The sequence below is a fragment of the Brachybacterium sp. AOP24-D1-21 genome (genome assembly GCF_052378665.1).
Taxonomy (GTDB): Bacteria; Actinomycetota; Actinomycetes; order Actinomycetales; family Dermabacteraceae; genus Brachybacterium.
Map to the genome: position 1 here is coordinate 416,888 of NZ_JBQSXX010000001.1, position 22,224 is coordinate 439,111.

Annotated in this window: 22 protein-coding genes and 1 tRNA gene; 19 read left to right on the forward strand and 4 right to left on the reverse strand. The window is 64.1% G+C overall.

All coding sequences use genetic code 11. From position 1 onward, the window contains the following. Window positions 1-31: 31 nt before the first annotated feature. Window positions 32-2,248, reverse strand: a complete 2,217-nt coding sequence (locus tag ACT3UF_RS01980; RefSeq protein ID WP_444601299.1) for a Dabb family protein — start codon at window positions 2,246-2,248, stop codon at window positions 32-34. A gap of 336 nt (window positions 2,249-2,584) precedes the next feature. Here ACT3UF_RS01980 and ACT3UF_RS01985 point away from each other — a divergent pair, with 336 nt between their 5' ends. The 9 genes from ACT3UF_RS01985 (at window position 2,585) to ACT3UF_RS02025 (ending at window position 7,462) form a co-directional block, all read left to right on the forward strand. Beyond that, window positions 2,585-2,998, forward strand: a complete 414-nt coding sequence (locus ACT3UF_RS01985; protein ID WP_441443059.1) for a (R)-mandelonitrile lyase — start codon at window positions 2,585-2,587, stop codon at window positions 2,996-2,998. A gap of 514 nt (window positions 2,999-3,512) precedes the next feature. Then, complete coding sequence (locus ACT3UF_RS01990; RefSeq protein ID WP_444607978.1) at window positions 3,513-3,974, forward strand: VOC family protein; 462 nt, start codon at window positions 3,513-3,515, stop codon at window positions 3,972-3,974. Window positions 3,975-4,177: 203 nt separating this feature from the next. Beyond that, window positions 4,178-4,576 carry a GntR family transcriptional regulator gene (locus tag ACT3UF_RS01995; RefSeq protein WP_444607979.1) on the forward strand — a complete coding sequence of 133 codons (399 nt, stop codon included), beginning with the start codon at window positions 4,178-4,180 and terminating at the stop codon, window positions 4,574-4,576. 1 nt (window position 4,577) lies between these two features. Next, window positions 4,578-5,294: an ABC transporter ATP-binding protein gene (locus tag ACT3UF_RS02000; RefSeq protein WP_442332766.1), complete on the forward strand. Its 717-nt coding sequence runs from the start codon at window positions 4,578-4,580 to the stop codon at window positions 5,292-5,294. Beyond that, window positions 5,291-6,115 carry a hypothetical protein gene (locus ACT3UF_RS02005; RefSeq protein ID WP_441443063.1) on the forward strand — a complete coding sequence of 275 codons (825 nt, stop codon included), beginning with the start codon at window positions 5,291-5,293 and terminating at the stop codon, window positions 6,113-6,115. Before ACT3UF_RS02000 ends, ACT3UF_RS02005 begins: the two co-directional genes overlap by 4 nt. A 122-nt stretch (window positions 6,116-6,237) precedes the next feature. Then, window positions 6,238-6,438 (forward strand): SDR family NAD(P)-dependent oxidoreductase, encoded by a 201-nt coding sequence (locus ACT3UF_RS02010; protein WP_441443064.1) that lies wholly within the window; start codon window positions 6,238-6,240, stop codon window positions 6,436-6,438. Next, a complete protein-coding gene (locus ACT3UF_RS02015) occupies window positions 6,435-6,698 on the forward strand; it encodes an SDR family NAD(P)-dependent oxidoreductase (protein WP_441443065.1) in 264 nt (87 codons plus the stop codon). Before ACT3UF_RS02010 ends, ACT3UF_RS02015 begins: the two co-directional genes overlap by 4 nt. A 6-nt stretch (window positions 6,699-6,704) precedes the next feature. Beyond that, a complete protein-coding gene (locus ACT3UF_RS02020; RefSeq protein WP_441443066.1) occupies window positions 6,705-6,920 on the forward strand; it encodes a hypothetical protein in 216 nt (71 codons plus the stop codon). A 206-nt stretch (window positions 6,921-7,126) separates the two neighbouring features. Further along, window positions 7,127-7,462: a MazG-like family protein gene (locus ACT3UF_RS02025; RefSeq protein ID WP_441443067.1), complete on the forward strand. Its 336-nt coding sequence runs from the start codon at window positions 7,127-7,129 to the stop codon at window positions 7,460-7,462. Here the strand turns inward: ACT3UF_RS02025 and ACT3UF_RS02030 are convergent. Both ACT3UF_RS02030 and ACT3UF_RS02035 read right to left on the reverse strand, forming a co-directional pair. Next, entirely contained in the window at window positions 7,459-9,078 is a 1,620-nt protein-coding gene (locus ACT3UF_RS02030; protein WP_444502191.1) for a hypothetical protein, read from the reverse strand. The genes ACT3UF_RS02025 and ACT3UF_RS02030 overlap by 4 nt on opposite strands. 182 nt (window positions 9,079-9,260) lie before the next feature. After that, window positions 9,261-9,349 (reverse strand) — tRNA-Lys (locus ACT3UF_RS02035). A gap of 173 nt (window positions 9,350-9,522) precedes the next feature. Between ACT3UF_RS02035 and ACT3UF_RS02040 the strand changes: the two genes are divergently transcribed. The 5 genes from ACT3UF_RS02040 (at window position 9,523) to ACT3UF_RS02060 (ending at window position 14,845) form a co-directional block, all read left to right on the forward strand. Continuing rightward, window positions 9,523-10,155: a hypothetical protein gene (locus ACT3UF_RS02040; protein ID WP_444601300.1), complete on the forward strand. Its 633-nt coding sequence runs from the start codon at window positions 9,523-9,525 to the stop codon at window positions 10,153-10,155. Further along, window positions 10,152-11,171: a Kiwa anti-phage protein KwaB-like domain-containing protein gene (locus ACT3UF_RS02045; protein ID WP_444601301.1), complete on the forward strand. Its 1,020-nt coding sequence runs from the start codon at window positions 10,152-10,154 to the stop codon at window positions 11,169-11,171. The genes ACT3UF_RS02040 and ACT3UF_RS02045 overlap by 4 nt, the downstream gene beginning before the upstream one ends. 414 nt (window positions 11,172-11,585) lie before the next feature. Then, complete coding sequence (locus ACT3UF_RS02050) at window positions 11,586-12,821, forward strand: DNA cytosine methyltransferase (RefSeq protein ID WP_444601302.1); 1,236 nt, start codon at window positions 11,586-11,588, stop codon at window positions 12,819-12,821. Then, the gene (locus ACT3UF_RS02055) at window positions 12,814-13,605 is read left to right on the forward strand and encodes a hypothetical protein (protein ID WP_444601303.1); all 792 of its coding nucleotides are present in this window, start codon (window positions 12,814-12,816) and stop codon (window positions 13,603-13,605) included. Before ACT3UF_RS02050 ends, ACT3UF_RS02055 begins: the two co-directional genes overlap by 8 nt. A gap of 1 nt (window position 13,606) precedes the next feature. Next, a complete protein-coding gene (locus ACT3UF_RS02060; RefSeq protein WP_444601304.1) occupies window positions 13,607-14,845 on the forward strand; it encodes an AAA family ATPase in 1,239 nt (412 codons plus the stop codon). Between the two features lie 1,647 nt (window positions 14,846-16,492). On the opposite strand, the gene ACT3UF_RS02065 is transcribed toward ACT3UF_RS02060, so the two are convergent. Then, complete coding sequence (locus ACT3UF_RS02065; RefSeq protein WP_444601305.1) at window positions 16,493-17,269, reverse strand: GntR family transcriptional regulator; 777 nt, start codon at window positions 17,267-17,269, stop codon at window positions 16,493-16,495. 132 nt (window positions 17,270-17,401) lie between these two features. Here ACT3UF_RS02065 and ACT3UF_RS02070 point away from each other — a divergent pair, with 132 nt between their 5' ends. From ACT3UF_RS02070 to ACT3UF_RS02090, 5 genes are all read left to right on the forward strand, one after another. Beyond that, on the forward strand, window positions 17,402-17,821 hold the full coding sequence (locus ACT3UF_RS02070) for a plasmid replication, integration and excision activator (protein WP_444601306.1): 420 nt from the start codon (window positions 17,402-17,404) through the stop codon (window positions 17,819-17,821). Between the two features lie 107 nt (window positions 17,822-17,928). Continuing rightward, on the forward strand, window positions 17,929-19,368 hold the full coding sequence (locus tag ACT3UF_RS02075; protein ID WP_444601307.1) for a hypothetical protein: 1,440 nt from the start codon (window positions 17,929-17,931) through the stop codon (window positions 19,366-19,368). Then, a complete protein-coding gene (locus ACT3UF_RS02080; protein ID WP_444601308.1) occupies window positions 19,365-20,840 on the forward strand; it encodes a replication initiator in 1,476 nt (491 codons plus the stop codon). The genes ACT3UF_RS02075 and ACT3UF_RS02080 overlap by 4 nt, the downstream gene beginning before the upstream one ends. Further along, on the forward strand, window positions 20,815-21,000 hold the full coding sequence (locus ACT3UF_RS02085; protein WP_206424813.1) for a helix-turn-helix domain-containing protein: 186 nt from the start codon (window positions 20,815-20,817) through the stop codon (window positions 20,998-21,000). Before ACT3UF_RS02080 ends, ACT3UF_RS02085 begins: the two co-directional genes overlap by 26 nt. Continuing rightward, window positions 20,997-22,157 carry a tyrosine-type recombinase/integrase gene (locus ACT3UF_RS02090; RefSeq protein ID WP_444607980.1) on the forward strand — a complete coding sequence of 387 codons (1,161 nt, stop codon included), beginning with the start codon at window positions 20,997-20,999 and terminating at the stop codon, window positions 22,155-22,157. The genes ACT3UF_RS02085 and ACT3UF_RS02090 overlap by 4 nt, the downstream gene beginning before the upstream one ends. Window positions 22,158-22,224: the final 67 nt, after the last annotated feature.

Sequence of the window (22,224 nt, forward strand, 5' to 3'; positions counted from 1 at the left end):
GCATCGTCCTGTCGAGCGTCGCGCGGATGCTTCAGGGATAAGCGATGAAGTCGAGTTCCTCGAAGGCGCTGACTTCGCTGCTCCACCGCGTTGCGACGAACTGCTGATGCTCGGGGTGCGCATCGTAGGCGGCGTAGGTCGCCTGGTCTGCGAAAGTCATCGCGAACTGGAACCGGTAATCCGACTTGGGGCTGACCTGTCGCGAGACGGCGAAGTCCTCGACTCCATCGATCTCGCGGAGCAGGGCCGGCGCCTGGGTGAGGAAGTCCTGCTCCGCTGCGGAGTCCGCAGCGTGCACGAGGGTGAAGGAAACGGTGTGACGGATCATCAGGTCACAGTAGATCGAGACCCCCGCTGCAAGGGCGTGGCGGTGACGACGTGAGACGCGGTGGTTCCACGGCACAGCAGATCGAGACGCGCGCGGTGGCCGCGCGCAGTGTCGAGTCTCAGGATGTCGAGTCTCAGGACGTCGCGGCGCACGACGGCGCCGGTCGCAGGACTTCGTCGCCCGTGGGGTGCATCCTGGCACGCCAGCGCTTGCGGGCTTTCCCCGAGGAGGTCCGACCATTCTGGGATATCCGCTGGGCTGCTCGGCGTCACCCTCGGGAATCCGACAGCTGATCGACAGCTCGCTACCCGTGCACGGTGCGACGTCGGCACTGCCGGCGATCCCGCCAGGCTCTTCCTGGTCCTCGCCCCGGCCATTGCCCTGGCCCTCGTCCTGTTCCGAGTGCTCGACCTGGTCCTCATCGTGGCATTCGGAGCGATCGACGGGGCTGTCCTCCACCGGCGCGATCGGCCCGAGCGGCGGCGCGGCGGTGATGACCGTCGTGCCACCGTGACCGGTCCAGGCCACCAGGTGGCCGGGGAGCTCCGGGTCCTCGACGCGCTCGACCCGGGCGACGTCGTCCTCTCTGGCGAGGTTGCAGTACGCGCAGGAGCCCTGACCGTTGTCCACGCTGGTGGGGCCACCCTTGCTCGCCGGCACGATGTGGTCGTGATGGCGCAGGGGCGCATCGCAGTACGGGGCACGACAGGTGCCATCACGCCAGTTCAGGAACCTTTTCAGGGCAGCCGGGAACTCCCGGGCCCGAGACTCCACGGCGACCAGCTCCCCGGCGGTGGGATGGAGGTACAGACGCCGCAGGACGACCCGCAGCTGCGGCCCGTCCGGTCCGAATCGATCCTCAGCCGGATCCTCGGGCTCGGCGAGCGCGTTGCGCAGCTCTTCGCGCAGAGCCTCAGCCGGGACTGGGCCGTAGCCCTCGATATGGGCGACGTCCCCATGGTCCGGGGAGAGCAGGGCACGGTCGGTCATCATGAGCCCGATCTCGAGCGTCACCGGCTCCATCCCGCTGTCCCGCCCGAGCAGTGTGTCGGTGAAGGCATCCGCCATCAGTGCGCCATGGCCCTGCCGAGCACCGTCGGCCCGTCGGCGTTCCGCCTCGAGGGAGAGCCGTTTATGGACGAGCTTCGCGTCGAGGGCCGGCAGGTACGCGCTGACGGTCGCCATGCCGTGCTCGCCCGGGGTGAAGTTCACGTGCCGGTTCTTGCGCGCCGCCTGGTGACGACCGGCGGCACCGTGAGGATCGAGCTCAGCGATGGCCTGGGCGACAGCTTTCTGCCATCGCTTCACTCCGGCGCCGTCCATCCGCGGCAGTCGCGCGAAGAGGTCCTCGTCGACCTGGCGGCGCTGCCGGTCATCGAGCGGCCCCGTTGCGGAGGCGATCGCATAGGCGACCGTGGCCGTGACCTTCCCCCCGGCCAGAGACTGGAGCATGCGGGGCATGGCGCCGATGAGGCGCCGCGCAGACGTCAAGGTCCTCTTCGTCGTCGACGGCGAGCGCCTGGTGGCCAATGAAACATCCCGTGCGGTCCTGGCGTCGGCCTGCCGGATCAGCCGGTCCAGCGGTGGGAGAAAGGAGTTCTCGTGGGCAGCATCGTCACGCGCGGCCTGCACCTGGTCACGGGTGGTCGCCTCGGCGAGCGCGACCACGGCGCGTGCCTCGAGGGCGTCGAGAGAGCTGCGCGCCTCATGGATCTTGTCGAGCAGGTTCTTGTACGTACCGCGCGGTCGCGCACCGGGCGTGAACATCCGTCTCGGGGTGGCTGCGATGGCGGAGAGCAGGAAGTCGGTATCCCCGATCAGCTCCGCGAGACCGGTGGGGCCTGCCTCACGAAGCGCAGCGAGGAGCGCCTCGGGAGCGGGATGCTCCTGCGAGGACTCCGGAATATTCGCTGTCGACATGCCTCCATTCTTCCCGGTTCGGCCCAGAATCGAAACCCCGTCCGAGAAATGTGGATAACGTGCTTGCCGCCCCCGGCATCCCCTTGAACCGACCTGAGCACCCTCACAACCTGCAACGATGCACCGGCACCGCGCTCCCCATCGACGACGTCGCAAAAACCTGCGCCCCTGCCGTCGAGACTGTGGATGAATTTGTGGATAAATGGCCACTGTGGAGGAACGGTCGCAGGTTTTCACTCACCGCAAGTCCCTACTTGCCACTCGGCGAGGCCTTGCACTTCACGCCGCCCGGGTATCTGATGGGCACCACCACTCCCCCGCCAGCAGGAGGACCAGATGGATAAGCTCGACCGCCCGCCGACGACCACCGGCCCGGAGACGTCATTCACCGGCGAGGTCCTCCTGGATGCGATCCGCGGCCCGCGCGGTGAGTCGCGGGCAGCGATGAACCATGTGCATTTCGCTCCAGGCTCCCGGACCCACTGGCACTGGCATCCGGTGGGCCAGACGCTCTACGGGACCGACGGCACGGGTTTGGTGGTCACCCGCGCCGGGGAGGTGCTCACCCTCGAGCCCGGCCGCACCGTCTGGATCCCGCCGCGCGAGGAGCACTGGCATGGCGCGCTCAGCGCCTCCCCGATGTCCCACATCGCGGTGCAGGAAGCCGATCAGGACGACGAGACCGTGATCTGGCTCGAGCCGGTGAGCGACGAGGAGTTCGCTCGGGCGAACGCCGCCGTCGGCGCCTGACCTGACAGGCCCCGACCTCCCCCACGACCCCGGGCACATTTGTCGACCATCCGGTCTGCTCCCGCTGCGACCTGCACGAACACCCCGTAGGGGCCGTTCAGGCATGCTCGGAATAGCCGCTTCAGCACACGGTCACCTACGTTGGTAGCCCCCGTCGGAGACTCCGGTGGGTTGCCTCGACCGAAGGAGATCGCCATGCGCAAGGCCGTCCTTCCCATCAGCCTCACCACCATTCTGCTGATCATCATCATCCTGCTGCTCGTGCTCTGATCTGCACGTGCTCACGCAGCCTGAGCAGAGTCACCACCCCGCACAGGGCATCGGCAGCGCCGGTGCCCTGTGCGCTGTACCGGCAGACGGGCGACGGGCGCCGGGCACTGTCTGCCCGCCGAGCCGACGCAGACTCTGCGGACAGGCCCTGTCCGCACAGCAACGGACGATAGGGGCACAGCGGCACACTGCCACCCTTCACCAGCCGAGCACCCCACGGACCCACACCCCGGGAGAGCACCCCATGAGCGCCACCGTCCAGATCACGTTCGATGCCCGCGACCCGCGCACGCTCTCGCTGTTCTGGAGAGAGGTGCTCGGATACGTGCATCCGGGCCCTCCCGGCAACGCCCTGTCACCGGGCTCCGATCCACTGGAGGCGTGGGACGACTTCCTCGCGGCGAGCGGCGTGCCCGAGGAGCAGCGCAACAGCGCCTCAGCCCTCGAGGATCCCGACGGGGCCGGGCCACGACTCTTCTTCCAGCAGGTCCCGGAGGGCAAGGTCGCCAAGAATCGGATGCACCTCGATGTGCGCACCGCACCGGACCTCCGCGAGGAGGAGCGGATGGCCGCGCTCGAGGCACGGTGCGAGCAGCTGCTCGCGCTCGGGGCCACGCGAGTGCAGCGCCACGAGCCCGAGCCGCCGATGAACATCGGATTCATCGTGATGGCCGATCCGGAGGGCAACGAGTTCTGCCTCGACTGACACGGCGGGACTGACACGGCTGAACTGCCTCGACTGGACTGACACGGCCGGACTGACCCGACTCGACTGACCCGGCTGGACCGACCCGTCTGAGCCGTCCCTCCACGCCGCCCCGGACTGCGCTCCCCGGTCCGGGTCTTGACCGCGCCCTACAACTGTCCTACTGTATTAGTTACCTAATACATTGAGACAGGGGGTCGCTGATGCAGTTCGACAGTTCACTCCCGATCTGGATGCAGCTGGTCACAGAGTTCTCCCGCCGGATCGTCGTCAGCCAGTGGCCCGCTGGAGCCAAGATCCCGGGCGTTCGCGGGCTCGCCACCGAGCTCGGCGTCAACCCGAACACGATCCAACGAGCTCTGGCCGAGCTCGAGCGCGAGGGGCTGTGCCGCTCCGAACGCACCTCCGGCCGCTTCGTCACCGAGGACACCGACCGGATCGACCGGCTGCGAGCCGACCTCGCCGAAGGCGCCGCAGACGACTTCATCCAGCACGCCCGAGGCTTCGGCATGGGGCGAAGCCAGGCCCAGCAGCTCCTCACCGAGAGATGGAATCACCATGACCACGACAGCAACGGCAGTCCCCAGACCGAGGGAGCCTGAGATGACCATCCCTGAGCATGCGAAGCACCCTCTGATCTCCACCAGGGGGCTGACCAAGACCTTTGGTCGGATCACAGCGATCGACTCCCTGGATCTCGAGCTCGAAGGAGGCCGGATCATCGGCCTGCTGGGCGAGAACGGATGCGGCAAGACCACGCTGATGAAGATCCTCGCCGGCGTGATCAGCGACTACCAGGGAGAGGCCCGTATCGCGGGCCTGGTCCCGGGCCCGGCCTCCAAGGCAAAGGTCTCCTTCCTCCCCGACACCAGCTTCCTGCCCGACGGGGCCCGAGCGCGCTACTGCGTGGACCTGTACAGCGACTTCTTCGAGGACTTCGACGCCGCGAAGGCCCACGAGCTCCTGCGGTTCTTCGGACTCGACGAGTCGATGCGCCTGAAGGCGATGTCCAAGGGCATGCGGGAGAAGGTCCAGATCGCGCTGGCGATGTCCCGCCGGGCCGAGGTGTTCCTGCTGGACGAGCCGATCAGCGGCGTCGACCCCGCCGCCCGCCAGATCATCCTCGACGGGATCCTGGGCACCCTCGAGGAGGACTCGCTGCTGCTGATCTCCACCCACCTGATCCACGACCTCGAGCCGATCCTCGACTCGGTGGTCATGATGCGGCACGGCTCCGTGGTCCTCGCCGGCGAGGCCGACGACCTCCGCGCCGCGCACGGGGCCAGCCTCGATGAGATCTTCAAGGAGACGTACCGATGATCACCACCCTCATGAAGCACGAATGGCTGCGCACCCGTGGGCTGCTCGGCACCATCGGCGCGATCGTCCTGCTGCTGGTCGCTGCGGGCACCGCGCTGACCGCCACCGGCTGGCCCGTGATCTCCCTGATCGGAATGCTGATGGTGGTGGTCCCGCTCACCGGGCTGATCCCGGCGCTGCAGATCGCCCTGACCATCCATTACTGGCAGTCCAGCTACAGCCGCACCGGATACTTCACCCAGTCCCTCCCCGTGCGCGGGGCCACGATCTATGCGGCCAAGCTGCTATGGGCGCTGCTGATCTCCCTCGCCGGGCTGCTGGTGGCCTTCGGCCTGCTGTTCGCCGCCTGGCCCGTCATCGGCGGGCAGATGGGGACCGATCGCAACCCCTTCTCCGTCATCCAGCAGCTGTGGAGCACGGGCGCGGCGGTCACCTCGACGCCGCTCCTGATCGCCGGCATCGTGCTCTTCGTGGGCATGATCCTGGTCTGGCCGATCCAGTACTTCTTCGCCGCCTCGGTGGGCAGCGAGACCCCGCTGAACCGGCTCGGCCTCGGCGGCCCCGTGGTGGTCTTCCTCGGTCTCTACCTCGCCTCGCAGGTCCTCATCTTCCTCGGGATCGCCGCCCTCCCCTGGGGCATCGCGATGGTCGACGGGAGCCTCGGGGTGGTGCACTGGTCCGTGTTCAGCGAGATGGCGGCAGGATCCACCAGCACGGACGACATCATGCCGATCGGGTTCCTGCCGGTGATCCTGCTGATGACGCTGGTGTGCCTCGTGCGCAGCGTCCACTCCTGGAGGAGCAAGGTCAGCCTCGTATGAGGAGCGTGATGCCCGAGGGCTTGGATGCCTGAGGAAACGCACGACGGAGGGCCGCCCCGACGAGGGGGCGGCCCTCCTACTTCGCTGAGGAGCATTCGAACCGCCTCCCGAGGAGTACGAGGATGTACCACGGAACACCCCTGCGCGAGGCCCGCGTGCTCATCACCGTCCGCGAGCAGGTCGCCGCCGCCGCACTGGTGGCGGGCCCGCAGGACGTGGTGATCAACAATGCCGGCATCATCACCGGCACGCGGCTGCTGGAGGCGAGCGACGAGGACATCCGCCGCACCTTCGAGCTGAACACCCTTGCCCTGTTCTGGTGACGCGCGCCTTCCTGCCCGGGATGCTCGAGCGCGAGCACGGCACCATCGCCAGCGCCGCGGGGCTGGCCGGGGTCGCCCGGCAGACGGACTACTCCGCGAGCAAGTGGGCCGCAGTCGGATTCACCGAGTCGCTGCGGGCTGAGCTGCGGGCGGACTCCAGCGCCGTGGGGACCTTCGTGATGTGCCCGTTCGACATCGACACCGACATGTTCGAGGGGGCGAGCACGAAGTTCCCCCGCCTGCTGCCGATCCTGACGTAGCAGGAGGTGGCACGCAGCGCGCTCACGGCGATCGAGCGCGGGAAAGAGCAGATCATCACCCCGTGGCTCGCCCGGCTGCTCCCGGCGGCGCGGATCCTGCCGGTGCGGCTCTTCGACCGCGGCCTGGATCTGCTGGGCGTCAACCACACGATGGACGGCTTCGTGGGGCCGGGTCCGTCCAGTTCGCAGGGTTCAGGGCGAGCAGCACGACCAGCACCATGATCACGGCGGCGACGATGCCGAGCACGGAGAAGCTGGTGGCGACCAGGAGCGGGCCACCGGTCGCCGGCCGCAGTCGCACTCCCCCGCGATCCGCCGGGCGCCGGCGCCGTCCCGCTGGGGGCGCAGCTCGCAGCGCAGACGGTGCACCCTCTAGAACTGCTCTCGACGGGCGCATGCTCGGCGCCGCTATGCAGGAGACTGGCCGCATGGACTGCCACGACACCGCACACGGGATCGCCGAGCTCAGCCGCTGGATCGACGACGGCAACGCGCACCGCGATCCGGAGGCCGCGACCTGGGCCCGGCTGGCGAAGATCACCGAGGAGGCCGGCGAGGTGGTCTCCGCGCACATCGGTGCGACCGGCCAGAACCCGCGCAAGGGCGTCACCCACAGCTCAGCGGATGTCGAGGAGGAGCTGCTGGACGTGGTGATCACGGCGCTGGCGGCGCTCGAGCACCTGCGCGGTCACGATGAACGGTCGTTGGCGCTGCTCAGCGACAAGGTCGCCGCGACCTTGCGCCGCGCCGGCCTGCGGGACTAGTCACTCGCGCGGCGCGCCCGCGCTGAGCGTCGGAACCAGTTCACGAGCACCCCGGGCACGAAGCGGTCCACGAACGGCGCGCCGAACCGGGCGAGGACCTCGACCAACAGCCCGAGGAAGAACGCGACCAGAGGCATCCAGAGGGCGAGGCCGACGTCGACGACGACGTTGCCCATCATCCCCATCCGGGCCTGGGTGCTGGTCCAGACCAGCGCGAGCAGGATCACCGAGCCTCCGAAGTAGGCGAGCGGGAGCGCCGCCCAGGAGGCGGCCTGCGCGAGGATGTTCCCCTTCACGAGTTCGCGGTCCCGGTTCCACAGCAGCGCGACCGCCGCCGGCATCAGCAGAGCGATCAGCACCATGGGGATCCATCCGTACCAGGGCAGGTCGAAGAACCACAGGAACTCGTTGGAGCGCTCCAGCCCGAAATCCTCGACGTTGCCCTGCAGGTTCATATGCACCGGCACGGACAGCATCCCGAGCCCCGGCAGCAGGGCGAGGCCGGTCAGTCCCCAGATCGGGAGCGAAAGCAGGAGGGGCAGCACGGATCGCGCCTCCCCGTCGATGATCATCGCGATCGCTCCGCCGACCACGATCAGCACCCCGACCGGGATGGCGAATGCCAGGGCGTGCAGGAGCGCGAGCCGGGGCGCGGCGGCGAGATCCGCCACCAGCGGCCACCAGGCGGGCTTCTCGCTCCCCGCCACATGCCCCAGGAACAGCGGCAGCGCGATGAGTGCCCAGGTGCCGAAGAACATGTCGGCCCCGGCGGAGTGCATCGAGAGCGCCATCCCCAGCGAATCGTCCTCGATCGCGAACGCGGTGACGCGCGTGGCGATCACGGCGAAGATCGCCACTGCGAGCCCGGAGAAACCCGACCACAGCAGGGCGCCGAGCGCTCCGTTCGAGCTCCAGCGGCGCTGGACGAGACGCGCGGCGAAAAAGGCTGTCGCCACCATCGCGACGGTGATCAGGAGCGGCAATCCCCGCCAGCTCATCGTGGCACCGCCCAGGAAACCCAGGCTCAGTTCGATGTCATAGGAGCCGAAGGAGGCGAGGGAGACCAGCTGGAACGGGATTCCCACCAGGCCCACGATCGCCCGCCACCCGCCATCTCCCGAGGGCGCGGTCGCACCGCCGGTCGGCGAGGTGGTACCCCCGGCCAGATCGCCGGTGTCGAGGGTGAGCACGACGGCGATGGCCGAGACGATCACCAGCAGCGCAGCACCGAGGGCGATGACGTAGGCGAGCGCGCCGACCACGAAGGTGGGGAGAGGGTTGCCGATACCGAACCGTTGCAGGGCGGCGCCGGCTTGCGCCGCAGACAGTGTCTGCGTCCCCTGGGCGTGGGGCGGTGCCTGCGGGTGCGGCGGTGCCGCCGACGCTGACGGGGCGGAGGCTGCCCAGGGCCCCGGCGAGGCGGACGGCGCCGAGCTGAACGGGGCTGGCGATCCGGGCGGCGGGCCGGATGGCGGGCCCGGCGGGACGGAGCCGTAGGGCTCGGGAGCCGGCGGGACCTGGCCGTACCCATACGATCCGGAATGGTTGCCCGGCTGTCCGCTGCCCGGATGGCCCTGGTCTCCCCTATCGCCGTAGGGATGGTTCGCCTGCGACATGTGTTCCCCTCTCGCGTGACCGGCCTTCGTGGGCGCGGTCCTGTACCCCGGTATCGAGCCTAGCCGGTGGCACGTTTCCGAACCGAGGCAGGCACCATCGAGGTCAGCGGACGGAGGAGAAACGGAAAACCCTCAGACCTGGGCGATACGCCATCCGTCGCTCCAGCACAGGGGGCTAGTCGTGGGCCCGGAGGGGATCGAACCCTCGACCCGCGGATTAAAAGTCCGTCAGGACAGGTGCGAGCGGACACGTTTCACCAGGTCATCGCCCCGATCCGGCTCGAGCGAGCCGACCGGACACCGTCGCGTTGCTGTCAGCGTTGCTGTCAACTGCAATCACGTCTCGCGCGCCACGCAGCAACCGCGAGCCGGTACACCCTGCGGGCAGGGACACCCAGCCTTCCAGCACCGACAAGTGTCACCCCATTCTGCTACCTTCTGGACATGGAGAGAGACTCGCGTGGTGACGATTCGCGTCAATCAGACGCAACCGATCCGTCTGGCGCGCCCCGAGCTCCAATTAATAAAACAGTTCGGCGCACCGAGAACATCGGCCTGTCAATCGACAGGATAGCTCTTGCCCTCTCGTCACTTACGCCACTGTCAATCCTGCTTTCAGTCAGGTTTGCCGGACCCGACTGGGTGGCATTTTCCATCTTCGCAGGAATTGCAACTATCGGCTTCCTTGCTACAGTGTATTTTGCATTCCGATCAACCGGTACAGAGTCGTTCGCGCCAATAATATCCAGGGTGGAGGATGCCGGCCCCGAAGCCGCCGCATACCTAGTGTCTTTTGTCTTTCCATTCCTGGTCACCCAACAGCCCTCAGGTTGGCAGGAGATTGCAATGTACGTAATCTTCAGTATTATATACATACTCGTGCTCTCGGGAACCAACATGATCGCAATTAATCCCCTATTCTTCATGCTCGGATTGAAGATATGGCGAGTGGAATCCGAAGATTTTGAACACTCGACTTCGCTCCTCATTGGCAGGCGGCGTCCCGAAGTGGGCAATGAATATCGCATGTCAGGCCGACACGGCATATACCTCAGCATCAAGGAGAGAACTACGTGACTTCGTTCAGCTGGAAAGATCTATCCCTGTCGGATAGCACGCCGCTCTTCCTTCTAGGCAACCCGCCCCAGTCAGGACTTGTTACCGCCACGCGAGTCCATGTCGCAAAAGACGCCTTGGACGCCCTTCAAAGCTTTGCAAACATGGCGGCGGAACGAATTACTTCAGAAGACGCACTGCCGTATTCGGAAACGGAACTTCTCAGCCAGGGACAGCATTTTATCGGCTCACTCAAGAGCATTCTCGGGCTCGCGCTTGATCCCGTCGACGAGGGTAGCGCCGGACAGAAGCCAGAATCCACGGGCGGCGGTTCGACCGCCCAGGATGAGGAGCCCGTATCGGCATCACTACTGGAGCAAATAGTAAAATCGCGACGATCAGACGAAAGACTAACGCCCGCCGATGTAGCGGAGGGGAAATATGTATTCTACGTCGTGGTTGGGAAAGACACTCACGGCGAAGACGTCGCATTCATCCGCAAGCCGCAGGGTGTCCGAGTGTCAACGAAGAATAGATTCTACATGCGTCAGTCCGACATGCTCCGAAAGCTGGAAGAGCCGCTATTCAAAGTCGAGGAGCGATTCGACTTTGCGGTTCGAGGTGACGATGTATTGATTTGGCACCCCGACAACTTCCTTCACCTCTTTTCCGACGTGGAAGCGTTAAATAAGGCGGTACCCTCGTTTGTGGGAAATATACAAAAGTCGCTTCCTTTGCAATTGAACGGTGACGCGGTGGAAGCAATAACCAAAGTCGGAAAAAACGGCGTGCGAGCGGCCCAGCAGATTCGGCGAGTATCCCGCCTGGCATATCTCAACTCGATTACCGCCACGAAGCTGGAAAGCTACCTAGCCGAAATAAAGGAGATTAACCACAATATCTCAATAGTTGACTCGGAGATCGGCGTTCCAGAGTCTGACGTCCCGTCGTTTTTGCACCTCTTAGAGCAACGGCTTTGGAAGGGGCCTTTTGACGGAGCGGTTCGCCAAGCACAAGCTTTTTCGAAGCTGTCATAACAGTCAACCGCAGGCGGGCGTTGCACCAGCGAGTCTCAGGTGCGGCAGGGGCATGGGCTGGAGCGACCAACGACCCTGGGCCCTACCCGCGAGGGCGGTGGCTGTAGGCCGAGGACCGCAGCGCAGCGAGGACCTCGGCCCGCAGTCACCGCCCAGCCGGCGAAGCCGGCGCTTGAAAGAGTAGAGAAAGTTCTCACGGACCGATGGAACTACTGCTTGCGTGGCGCACTGCAGCGAAGTCCTCGGCACGGTCAGCTGTCGGTGCCTCATGGTGGAGTTCACCTAATGACGGGCACACACGAGGCGTGCCCAGTCACACCCGGGGTGTCCTCGCGCCCGCCGCGAACGCGTGCCTCATACTGAGGGTGAAGTAGAAGGCTCGGTGATCGAGCCGCAACTGAAGGAGTACCGAGCATGTCCGACGACCTGACAAGCATCGACCTCTTCGCGGGGTCCGGCGGCTTGTCGCTGGGGCTTCACCAAGCAGGTTGGAAGGGTATCTTCGCCATCGAGCGCGACCCCATGGCCTTCGACACGTTGCGCAGCAACCTGGTCGACAAGGACGCGCCCTATAAGGCGTATGAGGAGTGGCCCGACTGGGTCGACCAAGCCCCACACGACATCGACTCATTTATGAGCTCTCCGGAGAACGTCGAGCGCCTACGAACGCTTCGGGGCACAGTGACGTTAGTCGCAGGCGGCCCTCCCTGCCAGGGCTTCTCGGTTGGCGGGTCGCGCAACGGAGCGGACGAACGCAATCACCTTGTCCACCGGCTGCTGGAAGTCGTCGACGCCGTACGCCCAAAGATTGCACTAATCGAGAACGTCGAGGGCATCACTCGAGCGTTCAAGTCTCGGCCCCGCGAAGGCGCCACCACCTCGGTTGCAGATGAAGTTGTCGCTGCATTTGAATCTCTTGGCTACAGCGCGGACTTCGGAATCGCGAACGCAAGCCAGTTCGGCGTTCCACAGATCCGCAAGCGGGCAGTGATCATTGGCGTACGGAAGGATCTGGGCTTGTCGCCTACCGATTTCTTCCGCCATCTGGAAGATATCCAGCAGGAACACCTCCGCTCCCACGGCCTTCCGCTTGATCGCGCGGTAACCGCAGGAGAGGCACTAGGCGACCTCTTCAACGCAAAGGACCGTCAGCCGTCCCCGGACTCGCCGAAGTTTGAAACTTCAAGTTACGGGGCTCCCGTAAGCGCCTACGCAAAGATCATGCGCAAGGGCACTCTGGCCGGCGACGTGCCCGACTCACACCGTTACACAAAGCACGGCGAGCGAATCCTTGAGCTCTACAAGAGCGCCCACGAGACGCAGCCTAAGGGGCGCTTGTCTAAGAGCTTCCTTGTTTCAATGGGCACAAAGAAGGACAAGAAGGTTCTTATCGACCCTGACGCACCCGTGTCAACCATTACCACGCATCCTGACGAGTTTATTCACTACGGTGAACCACGAAACATCACTGTACGGGAGATGGCGCGACTCCAATCGTTCCCCGACGACTTCCACTTCAAGGGTCGATACACGATTAACGGACCTAGGCGGAAGTTTGATGTTGCCCGCTGTTCGCAAGTCGGTAATGCGGTGCCCCCGCTATTCGCCGAAGCGGTCGGACAAGCTATCAAGACGATGCTCGATGACTGACGGCCAGCTCACGATGCCGAACTCTGAGCAGAGCTGGGACCTCGGCCCAGTGGCCTCCTTCCTCTCATCTCGCTCGGAATCGCGCGCTGAGGCCGCTTGGGTCGACGCACTCCCTGTCATTAGCGAACGATTCGTACCGGATGCCTGGGGCGCCGACGTTAGCGTCAACCCCTATGGGCAAGGTGCGCACAGAAACCTCTACCGGGTGGAGTGCCAGAAGGACTTCCGTAACTGGCTTCAGGAAAATGGTGTGTCGGAAGAGAGATACAGTGAAGTCGTAGGGCCGATCCAGTACGTCAGCTTTCAGATTCATTTGCTTTCGCTGATGGAGCGGCCTCGGAGCAACAAAGGGTGGCGTGTGCGCGCCATAGGTTTCCCATCTCTCGGACTCATTGCCTGTGGTTTGGGTAGTCACTACCAGGGAACGCAGAATCATAATCAGATGGGTAGCGCCTCGCAACTTATTCGGACTCGCGCGCTTGAAGTAGTTTCCGGCGAGTCGAGGAAGGCCCTGGAAGACTGGCCCGCCGCAACTCCTGAACATTGGGAAGAGCGGGGACTCATGTCTGAACCCGTGCTCAAAATCGGCGACCTAGACATCTCGACATACGATGAAGGGAATGGAGCCAAGCTTAGGATGGTCCGAAACACAACGGTAAAGAAGGAATTGGCTACCTTTTTCGCCCTCAAGGGAATGACTGTCGAGCAATTTATCAACGATGGTCCCGAACATTTGGAAACCTTGCGAAGAATTGCCTTCGATCTCGGACGCCTGGAGGCATAGTTTGAGCAATCCCTTCGCCGACACAGAGTCCTTTGAACGCCTCCGCGCAGCAGCGCTCGAAGGCGTAGAGGCTTATGAGCGCTATCGTCGCAGAGAAGCGGCTTCAGCTCGCCGCAATGTGTCCCGAGTCGTGGAGATCCAGCTAGCGGCACGAGTGGAACGCATGGTGGAAGTAGCCATTGCCTCTTCGCGTGCGGTTCTTCTCGTCGGCCCTCCCGGTACCGGGAAGACCGAGATTCTTGAACAGATCGTCGACAAGATCGATCGGGACCCGGCGAGATTTGGATTCACTAGCGATGGGATCGATACCTCGTGGGTTACACCCGAAGAAGAGTGGACCTTCGAAAAGCTCGTGCTTGGCGAGACGGTCGAGAACGGCGAAATAAGCAGTGTAGAAGGCGACCTTCTCCAGGCAATAAGACTCAATCAGTGGCTGGTTCTCGACGAGACGAACAGGGCCGATATGGATCGAGTCTTAGGCGGCGTCCTCACCTGGCTTTCGGGAAAGAAAGTAAGGGTGGGCAGCAGGAGGCAAATCGATAAGCCGGCTGTGCCCGTATACCTTGATTGGATAGAGCAGGCCGAGTCCGAGGTTCGCGAGATCGATACCCCGCCTTCTATTGAGTACTCGGCAGGAACCGAGTGGCGCGTGCTCGGAACGTACAACGCAGTGGACGCGCAGCGAGTTTTCCGGATGGGCCAAGCACTTAGTCGTCGCTTCAAGCACGTGCCCGTCCCTCCCGCTTCGAGGGCTGATTTCGAACGCATCATCGCAGGCCACGTCGTAGATGAGAGTTTGTTGGACTGGTTCACAGAGCGAGTTACGCGACTGTATGCGGCGCATTTGGCGGTGGAAGACGCTCAGATCGGCCCAGGCCTGCTTGTAGACGTGCCTGCGTACGTCGAGAAGGGCTTGCAGATGGCTGCTTACGACGGTGTAAGTGCCGACAACAATCCTGTCCAGATGCGACCGGCAGGCGAAGCACACTCCTCTGAGCAGGGAGTGATGGTTGCGGCACCGGAGTCCGAAGGAGATTCAAGCGCAGACTACGGCGGGCGCAGCTCGGAATTACTTGAGGATCTTCTCGCCGAGGCGTACCTTATCTCCGTTGGCAACCTTGTTTCCAAGTATGAACCGGATCTTCTCGACGAGCTCAGTATGAGCATCGCCGCCAACAAAGCTCTGAACCCTGCCAATTGGGCTTGGGTGAAGGAGAGCCTGTTTGCGATGAGAGCTTGATGTGACTAACTCATCTGGCCTGGCGATTCATGAAGACGGACTTCTTCGAGTTCTATCAGAGTGGTCTGGAACCGGAAACCTCTTCAACGCTATCGCGGCCGTAGCGCCAGATTCTCTGGCCCGGAAGTGGTCCGCCAAGGATGTCGAACAGAGAGCGATGAGAATACTACTCCTTGAGTGCAGTCCACTCCTTCGCCGCTGGCCGAAAAATGCCAAAGGGTGGCAGGACCACCTGCCGACACTCTCGCACAGACACAGGTTCTGGTCGGACGTCCCGAAAACTCGAGTTGACTGGGGAAAGACCCGACGTCGTGGGTGGCCCCCGGACACCTTCGCGATTCGTCGGAGGCACCGTTCAACCGATCAGGGAACGCTGTCCGTACTCGCGTGGACGCTCGGCCGCCTCGAGGACGCCTTTGCTGCTTCCCAGAGCCTGGTTGGTCCGGTAGTAGATGGCCCTGAGGCGCTTGCCAGTGACGTTGAGGCGAAGATCCGCCAAACACTTCCGATCCTGGAACTCCTCGAAGAGTCTGACGAGTCCAGACCTTCACGGGAGACAATACGTGCTGTTCGAGGCGCAGGCTGGCCATGGAATGCCGTCGCTGACGTGGCAGAAGTCTTCACGGCATTGGATAGAGGCGGCTCAGAGGCGCTCGCACGACGGTTGCTGCGCCCGGACGGTTTCCCTGAGTCACTGTTCCAGCTGAGTGTTCTCGGGCTCATCCTGGATTGCGCCCAGTCCCTCGGAATGACGGTCACCAGCTTGCGTCCAATCGGCTACATGACGCGCGGTCCCGTCTATCAACTTCAGATGCCCGGTGAGGACCCTTGGGAGCTTTGGTGCGAGGCAGCAAATTGCTGGGCGGAATACGGATTAACGGACGGTTACCGTGCGCTGGCTGCCACGCTTACCTCGAGCGAGGGGTTCCCTTTCCAAGCGCGGAATATCCGCCCAGACATCCTGCTTGCGAGGGCTGGGGACCGCGCGCTGGTCCTTGAGTGCAAGTTCCCAAGCGAGAGTCTCGATCCGGGCTACGTTGCCCACGGGCAGTATCAGGCAGCGTTCTATGCTCAACAGCTCGCGCCCGCCTTCCGAGAGGTCACAGGCCTCTCGATAGGACCGCGAGAGCTCGTTCCGGTCCATCGAGAGCGCGCCCTCGGAGGAGTTACGGTCGGGTTGGCCAGTCCGGAGAGTATCACTCAGCTCGTCGCGAATTTTGTCCGACCCAAATATCGATGGGACATTGCCCGGATGTCGAAAGCTGACGCGGAGTTGGAAATACCCCCGTTAGTACACAAGGAATGACTTGCCGGAAAATATTGTTTGCAGTTCAATTTTCTCTGCGCTCCGACGCGAGTGCTTCATGATATCTGACAATCAAGACTCAGACCTCTGCAGCGGCATTAGCTCCTGACTATCGCACAGCATCCACGTTCCATCGGCGAACATAATCTCGATGGTCTCCGTGCTCGCACATCCGCTTGGGACGTCATTCATCGCGAAGACCGACTCCCCGTTTCGCTCGATAGCATTTGCGTCTCGAGTCACCCTTGAGCTGAAGGATCCGATCGGCTCCAGAGCTAAACTAGACACATCTCCATCTTCCATGGAGCGGCGCCGGCGGTGCTCGCCGATACTTCGAATAGTCATGACTGACCCCCTGTTGCGACCTCGAATGTATAGTTCCACTGAAACCGGCTTGCCCGATAAAGTGCTACCGAGTACTCAATAGGGAATGCCGAAGCAGAATATACTCGGCGTCGAACTTCGACAATAGGCTCCCCGACCGATACTTCCATTAGCCTGGTTTCGTCTGCATCCGGAAGACGTGAATGCAGCCGTTCGTCAATGGTCACGGGTTCAAAACCAACATCGGTCAAGATGCGAAATTCTCGCCAGGTGTCTGCCGGACCGGACTCCTCGCTCATCAGCAGGGTTCCTTTGGCTATTGCGTACGCATAGTGCTTTTTTAGAACTTGAGTTACGGCTCCATCGGAGTCACGAATAACGCTCACACGGATCACCAGGTCATCTCCCGGCACCATATTCAGCCGCTTCGCCATGCCCTCGTCCACGGAGGCGACCCCGACAGTCGTCAGCTCGGTAGGAACAGCGCTCTCTCCAGAGTTGGACCGTTGAACGGTGCTGTCCGAGCGCCGAGTGGTCCACTGGCTCCGGTGGTACGACGTGGATCCACCCTTCTGGAGTGGGACCTTCGGGAGGACGACCGTCCCACGACTCCTTCTCGACTGCACGCGGCCCTCGCGCTCGAGAAGCTTCAGCGCCGAGGCCATCGTATTGACGTTGACAGAGAACTCCTGAGCGAGCTCGGCCTGCTTGGGCAACGCGGACTGCTCGGGGTACTCCCCCTCATCGATTCGAGCGCGTAGCTCGTCAGCGATCTGCATGAACTTGGCGACCATCGGTCCTCACCTAGGTGTAGCTGGAGTCGTAAGGCTATCCCTAGTTGACACGGTCCGCCACCCATGCGAGGCTCAACTCAGAAGTTATCACTAGGGATAACTTCTGACGTTGTCCAATCACTAGGAGTGACCATGGCAGTCCAGACCCGTTTCCCCATCCAGATGGAGGACGTGTTCCCCCAGGGCGCATACATGATCGGTGAGGTCATCGCCGCAGATGACTTCGACAAGAAGAGGGCCGGCGAGGTCGACCCCCAGCAGCGGGACAAGATCTCGGGCCTGCGTGTCTGGCAGGTCCGGGTGCTCGATCCGGACCCCGAGAGCCGCAAGGGACAGGCCGAGGTGACCGTGAAGGTCTCCGCCGACCATCAGCCGGTACCGCCCAAGGGACCGACCACCGGCCCCTTCCGCGCAGTCGCCTTCGAGGGGCTCACCCTCACGCCGTACGTCGACACCAACGGGAACTTCCCGAAGATCGCGTACTCGCTGCGTGCCACGGGCTTTGCCGAGGCCAAGGCTTCCGCTCGCACCTCGAGCACCGAGGCGGCGTGATCATGGAGCGGAAGGCGATGCGTCTGTTCAATGTCGCTGCGATCGGGATCCTGCTCTGGCAGGTCGTCCCGCTCAGCTGGCAGCTGGCGTTCGGAGGTGCGTGAGCCATGCACACCGCTTCCCTCGCCTTCCGCTTCGGCCTCGCCGAACTGCGCTGGATCGCTACGGCCCTGTGGGGTCACGTGCGCTGGTTCCACCGGTTCTGGTTCGTCGTCGGGATGTTCACCTGGCTCGCGGCCGACCTCCTCGTGAGCTGGAAGCCCTTCGCGGTCGTAGGTGCCATCGCGCTCTACTTCGTGCTCTGGGCCCGGTTCTACCCAGAGACATACTTCAAGGCAATCTCTCGCCCGCTCCAGCGCCGGGAACTCTGGCTCGACCTGCTCGAGACCTGGCCGCTGCTCATGGAAGAGTGCGGGCTCTCCTCCATCAGCATCGATCGCGCGGGGCAGAAGCACACTCGCGTTCCCACCATTGCAAGCAAGCGCTGGCAGCGCGGCGAACTCGTCCTCATACCAGGGCTGCTAACCGGTCAAACAGTGGAGGACTTCCAGGCCGTCACGGAGCGCCTTCGAACCACGGTAGGCGCGACGAACCTCCGAGTGACCGGAGACCTCTCCCCCACTCTCAGCTTCACCTTCGGCGATGCCCTCGCCGAGACTGTTGCCCGCGGGCTCCCTGACGCCGAAGAGCCGTGGGACGCGCGCTCTGTATGGATGGGCGTCGACACGCGAGACGAAGACTGGTGGCTCCGCGTCGCAGGCACGCACACCCTCGTCGCTGGCTCCTCCGGCTCCGGGAAGGCGTCCCTGGTCTGGGGCGTCACCATCGGTCTCGCTCCCGCCATTGCTCGCGGTGAAGCACAGGTCCACGGGATCGACCTCAAGGGCGGCGTCGAGCTGGGAATGGGCAAGTACCTGTTCACCCGCTACGCCGTGACTCCCGCTGAAGCTGTGGTGGTCCTCGAAGAGGCGGTCGACGCCATGAGTGCTCGCCTCGAACGAATGGCCGGGAACACCCGCCAGCACACAGCAAGCGCCGACGAACCCCTCGTCGTCGTCCTCATCGACGAGGTCGCCGCTCTCACGTCGTACATCGAAGACCGCGACCTCAAGTCCCGCGCCCGCACCGCGATGTCGCTGCTCTGCTCCCAGGGCCGCGCCGTCGGCTACACCGTGGTCGCCTGCCTCCAGGATCCCCGGAAGGAGACGATCCCCAACCGTGGCCTCTTCACCCAGATGGTCGGACTCCGGCTCCGCGATCGCGAGGAGACCTCCATGGTCCTCGGTGACGGTGCGGTCGCTTCCGGCGCCCTCTGCCACAAGATCCCGCTCGCCTCGCCAGGCATCGGCTACGTGGTTCCCGAAGACGGCTCGGAACCGATCCGCGTGCGCGCCGCCTTCGTCGATGACGACCTGATTCGGGCTGCAGCCGAACGGTTCCCCGCACCCTCGACGATTCCCGTGATCGTCCCGGAACCGACTGAGAAGCCCCGCAGCTCACGGTCTCGCCCCCGGACCAAGCCAGACACCGAAGGAGCAGCATCGTGAGCGACACCGATCTCTACTCCCTCGACGTGGACGACCCCACCGCACTGACGCGGATGCTCTCCGACTGCTTCGAAGACTGGTCCAAGCAGGCCGCCTCGACCGGGTTCTGCTCCCGCCCGGTCCGCCTCTTCGGACAGGCCAGCACCTTCGACCGACGGACCGGGCAGCACCTCCACACCTTCGACAGCCGCGACCTGCCCGACAGCGTTCTCTACGTCCGCTGCGGCAATCGACGCGCCTCCCGCTGCCCCTCGTGCTCCCACGAGTACCAGGGCGACATGTGGCACCTCCTCTCGGCAGGCGTCTCCGGTGGAGATAAGGGGGTTCCCGAGAGCGTCTCCACTCACCCGCTGGTGTTCCTCACCCTGACAGCCCCCTCGTTCGGCACTGTGCACTCGTCGACTCGTCCCGGTGTCCAGCCTCGGCCGTGCACCGTCAACGCTGCGCCGGGGGTGTGCGAGCACGGTCGCCCTCGTCGCTGCACGGAGCACCACGACGTCGATGATGCTCGGGTCGGTCAGGCGCTGTGCCGGGACTGCTACGACTACGAGGGGCAGACGGTCTGGCAGTGGCACTGTCCCGAACTGTGGCGGCGGTTCACGATCCGGCTGCGCCGCCTCGTCGCGGCTCACCTCGGCATGAGCGAGAAAGCTTCGAGGGATCTCCTTCGCGTGCAGTTCGCCAAGGTTGGTGAGTATCAGAAGCGCGGGGCGATCCACCTGCACGCACTCGTGCGGCTCGACGGCGCTCCGACGGACGAGGAGCCCTTCCCTTCCCCCTCTGTCGACGTCCCCGCCTCCTGGCTCGCAGAGCGCTGTCTCGAGGCCGCGCGGGACGTCGAGGTCGATGCTGCTCCGGTCGACGCCTATGACTCCGCTCGCGTGCTCCGCTTCGGACGTCAGGCCGACGCTCGGCCCGTTCAGCGCCACACCGACGAGGACGGCGACGTCTCCCCCGAGATGGTGGCCGCCTACCTCGCGAAGTACGCCACCAAGTCAGCGGGTGATGTCGCCACGGAGGGCACGCCAAATCGCCACCTGAAGCAGCTTCGCGAGACCTGCCTCGAGCTGTGCGGCCGGGCGCTCCTCACTGACGGGTTCTCCAGCCCCTATGCGCTCCTCGGGAAGTGGGCCGATGCCCTCGGCTTCCGTGGGCACTTCGCCAGCAAGTCCCGTCGATTCTCGACCACCCTCGGCACGCTCCGCGACGCCCGGCGGAAGTACCACCGTGACCGCGAGCAGCTCGAGACTCGCGAGAACCCCGTGGCTGTCGACGACTCCCTCGACGCCGTCGAACACACCGTCGTGCTCAACGAATTCCGCTTCGTAGGCCAAGGCTGGCTCACCCCCGGCGATGCCGAACTTGCCCGTTCCGCCGCTGACGCAGCACGCGAGTGGAAAGACGCTCGCCGCGCTGCACGTCAACCCCACGAGAAAGGAAAGAATCATGGAGAAGCTCTGCTTCACAGCTGACGAGGTCGCTGATCGGCTCAGCGTCTCGAAGACCCGGGTGTACGACCTGATGCGCTGCGGTGAGCTGCCCAGCGTCAAGCTCGGTCGCTCCCGACTGATCAAGGCCGTCGATCTTCTCGCCTACGTCGAGAATCTCGAACCGGCTCCCGTCGTCGCATGAGCCGCTCGAACGGGGAAGGCAGCGTCTACCGTCGCCAAGATGGTCGATGGACAGGCGCTGCCTACGTCCTCACCCCGGAAGGCACCCGCAAGCGCAAAGCCGTCTACGGGAAGACCCGCAAGGAGGCCTACGACAAGCTCGCCGCGCTTCAGGACAAGTCCCGCGCCGGCATTGCTGCCACTCCGAGCCGGCTCACGGTGAAGGAGTTCCTCGAGACCTGGATGCGGGACGTCCAAGAGGCACGGCTCAGCCCCGCGACGTTCCAGACCTACGAGGGGTACATCCGCAATCACCTCGTCCCCGTACTGGGTGCGAAGCGGCTCGGCCAGCTCACGGCGTCGGACATCCGCGCCTTCCTCGCGATCAAGTCACGTGAGGGGAAGAGTCCGGCCACGGTCAAGCAGCTGCACGCGATCCTGCGTTCGGCGCTTCAGCACGCGATGCGTGAGGACCTCGTGCCCCGAAACGTCGCGAAGCTCGTAGTCGTCCCCACGCCTCCGAAGCAGGACGTCGAGCCCCTGACGCCCGACGAAGCCCGCAAGCTCCTCAAGGCTGCTAAGGGGAGCTCCTGGGAGGCTCTGTGGACGCTGTACGTGGGCCTCGGCCTCCGTCGCGGCGAAGCACTGGGCCTCCGCTGGGGCGACATCGACCTCGAGAACGGTTACCTCCGTGTCGCCCAGTCCCTCCAACGCTCGCGGGGTGAGCTGCGGCTGAAGAGTCCCAAGACGGACACCTCCCGGCGTCGTGTCGTGATCCCCGGCTTCTGCATCGACGCACTTACTCGGCACCGCACCTCCGAGCGAGAGAAGATTGCTTCGCTCGGGCTGCCCGTCGACCCGACGACGCTCGTGTTCACCTCCCAGGCCGGCACCCCGATCGAGCCCCGCAACGTGAACCGTGCGTTCGAGGCGCTGCTGAAGAAGGCCAAGCTCCGTCGGGTCAAACTTCACGACCTTCGCCACACCTGCGCCTCGCTGCTGCTCGCGGAAGGCGTCGCTCCTCGCGTCGTCATGGAGCTGCTGGGGCACTCCGCCATCGCGGTCACGATGAACACCTACTCGCACGTGATCCCGGCCCTCCAGGACGAGTCCGCGAAGCGCATGGACGCGCTCTTCGGTGCCGAGAATACGAATCTACGAGACTCCGAGGTTCGGTAAGTACGAAACTACGAATCCGCAGGTCATCTTGCATTTACGAACGTATCCGCCTAGGTTTCCACACACC

What these genes read in the sequence shown, in the direction of transcription:
- ACT3UF_RS02010 (WP_441443064.1), top strand. Translation starts at nt 6,238, where the DNA reads ATGTACCACGGAACACCCCTGCGCGAGGCCCGCGTGCTCATCACCGTC.
- ACT3UF_RS02040 (WP_444601300.1), top strand. Translation starts at nt 9,523, where the DNA reads ATGGAGAGAGACTCGCGTGGTGACGATTCGCGTCAATCAGACGCAACC.
- ACT3UF_RS02070 (WP_444601306.1), top strand. Translation starts at nt 17,402, where the DNA reads ATGGCAGTCCAGACCCGTTTCCCCATCCAGATGGAGGACGTGTTCCCC.
- ACT3UF_RS01995 (WP_444607979.1), top strand. Translation starts at nt 4,178, where the DNA reads ATGCAGTTCGACAGTTCACTCCCGATCTGGATGCAGCTGGTCACAGAG.
- ACT3UF_RS02000 (WP_442332766.1), top strand. Translation starts at nt 4,578, where the DNA reads ATGACCATCCCTGAGCATGCGAAGCACCCTCTGATCTCCACCAGGGGG.
- ACT3UF_RS02085 (WP_206424813.1), top strand. Translation starts at nt 20,815, where the DNA reads ATGGAGAAGCTCTGCTTCACAGCTGACGAGGTCGCTGATCGGCTCAGC.
- ACT3UF_RS01980 (WP_444601299.1), bottom strand. Translation starts at nt 2,248, where the DNA reads ATGTCGACAGCGAATATTCCGGAGTCCTCGCAGGAGCATCCCGCTCCC.
- ACT3UF_RS02005 (WP_441443063.1), top strand. Translation starts at nt 5,291, where the DNA reads ATGATCACCACCCTCATGAAGCACGAATGGCTGCGCACCCGTGGGCTG.
- ACT3UF_RS01990 (WP_444607978.1), top strand. Translation starts at nt 3,513, where the DNA reads ATGAGCGCCACCGTCCAGATCACGTTCGATGCCCGCGACCCGCGCACG.
- ACT3UF_RS02055 (WP_444601303.1), top strand. Translation starts at nt 12,814, where the DNA reads ATGACTGACGGCCAGCTCACGATGCCGAACTCTGAGCAGAGCTGGGAC.
- ACT3UF_RS02030 (WP_444502191.1), bottom strand. Translation starts at nt 9,078, where the DNA reads ATGTCGCAGGCGAACCATCCCTACGGCGATAGGGGAGACCAGGGCCAT.
- ACT3UF_RS02050 (WP_444601302.1), top strand. Translation starts at nt 11,586, where the DNA reads ATGTCCGACGACCTGACAAGCATCGACCTCTTCGCGGGGTCCGGCGGC.
- ACT3UF_RS01985 (WP_441443059.1), top strand. Translation starts at nt 2,585, where the DNA reads ATGGATAAGCTCGACCGCCCGCCGACGACCACCGGCCCGGAGACGTCA.
- ACT3UF_RS02090 (WP_444607980.1), top strand. Translation starts at nt 20,997, where the DNA reads ATGAGCCGCTCGAACGGGGAAGGCAGCGTCTACCGTCGCCAAGATGGT.
- ACT3UF_RS02025 (WP_441443067.1), top strand. Translation starts at nt 7,127, where the DNA reads ATGGACTGCCACGACACCGCACACGGGATCGCCGAGCTCAGCCGCTGG.
- ACT3UF_RS02065 (WP_444601305.1), bottom strand. Translation starts at nt 17,269, where the DNA reads ATGGTCGCCAAGTTCATGCAGATCGCTGACGAGCTACGCGCTCGAATC.
- ACT3UF_RS02075 (WP_444601307.1), top strand. Translation starts at nt 17,929, where the DNA reads ATGCACACCGCTTCCCTCGCCTTCCGCTTCGGCCTCGCCGAACTGCGC.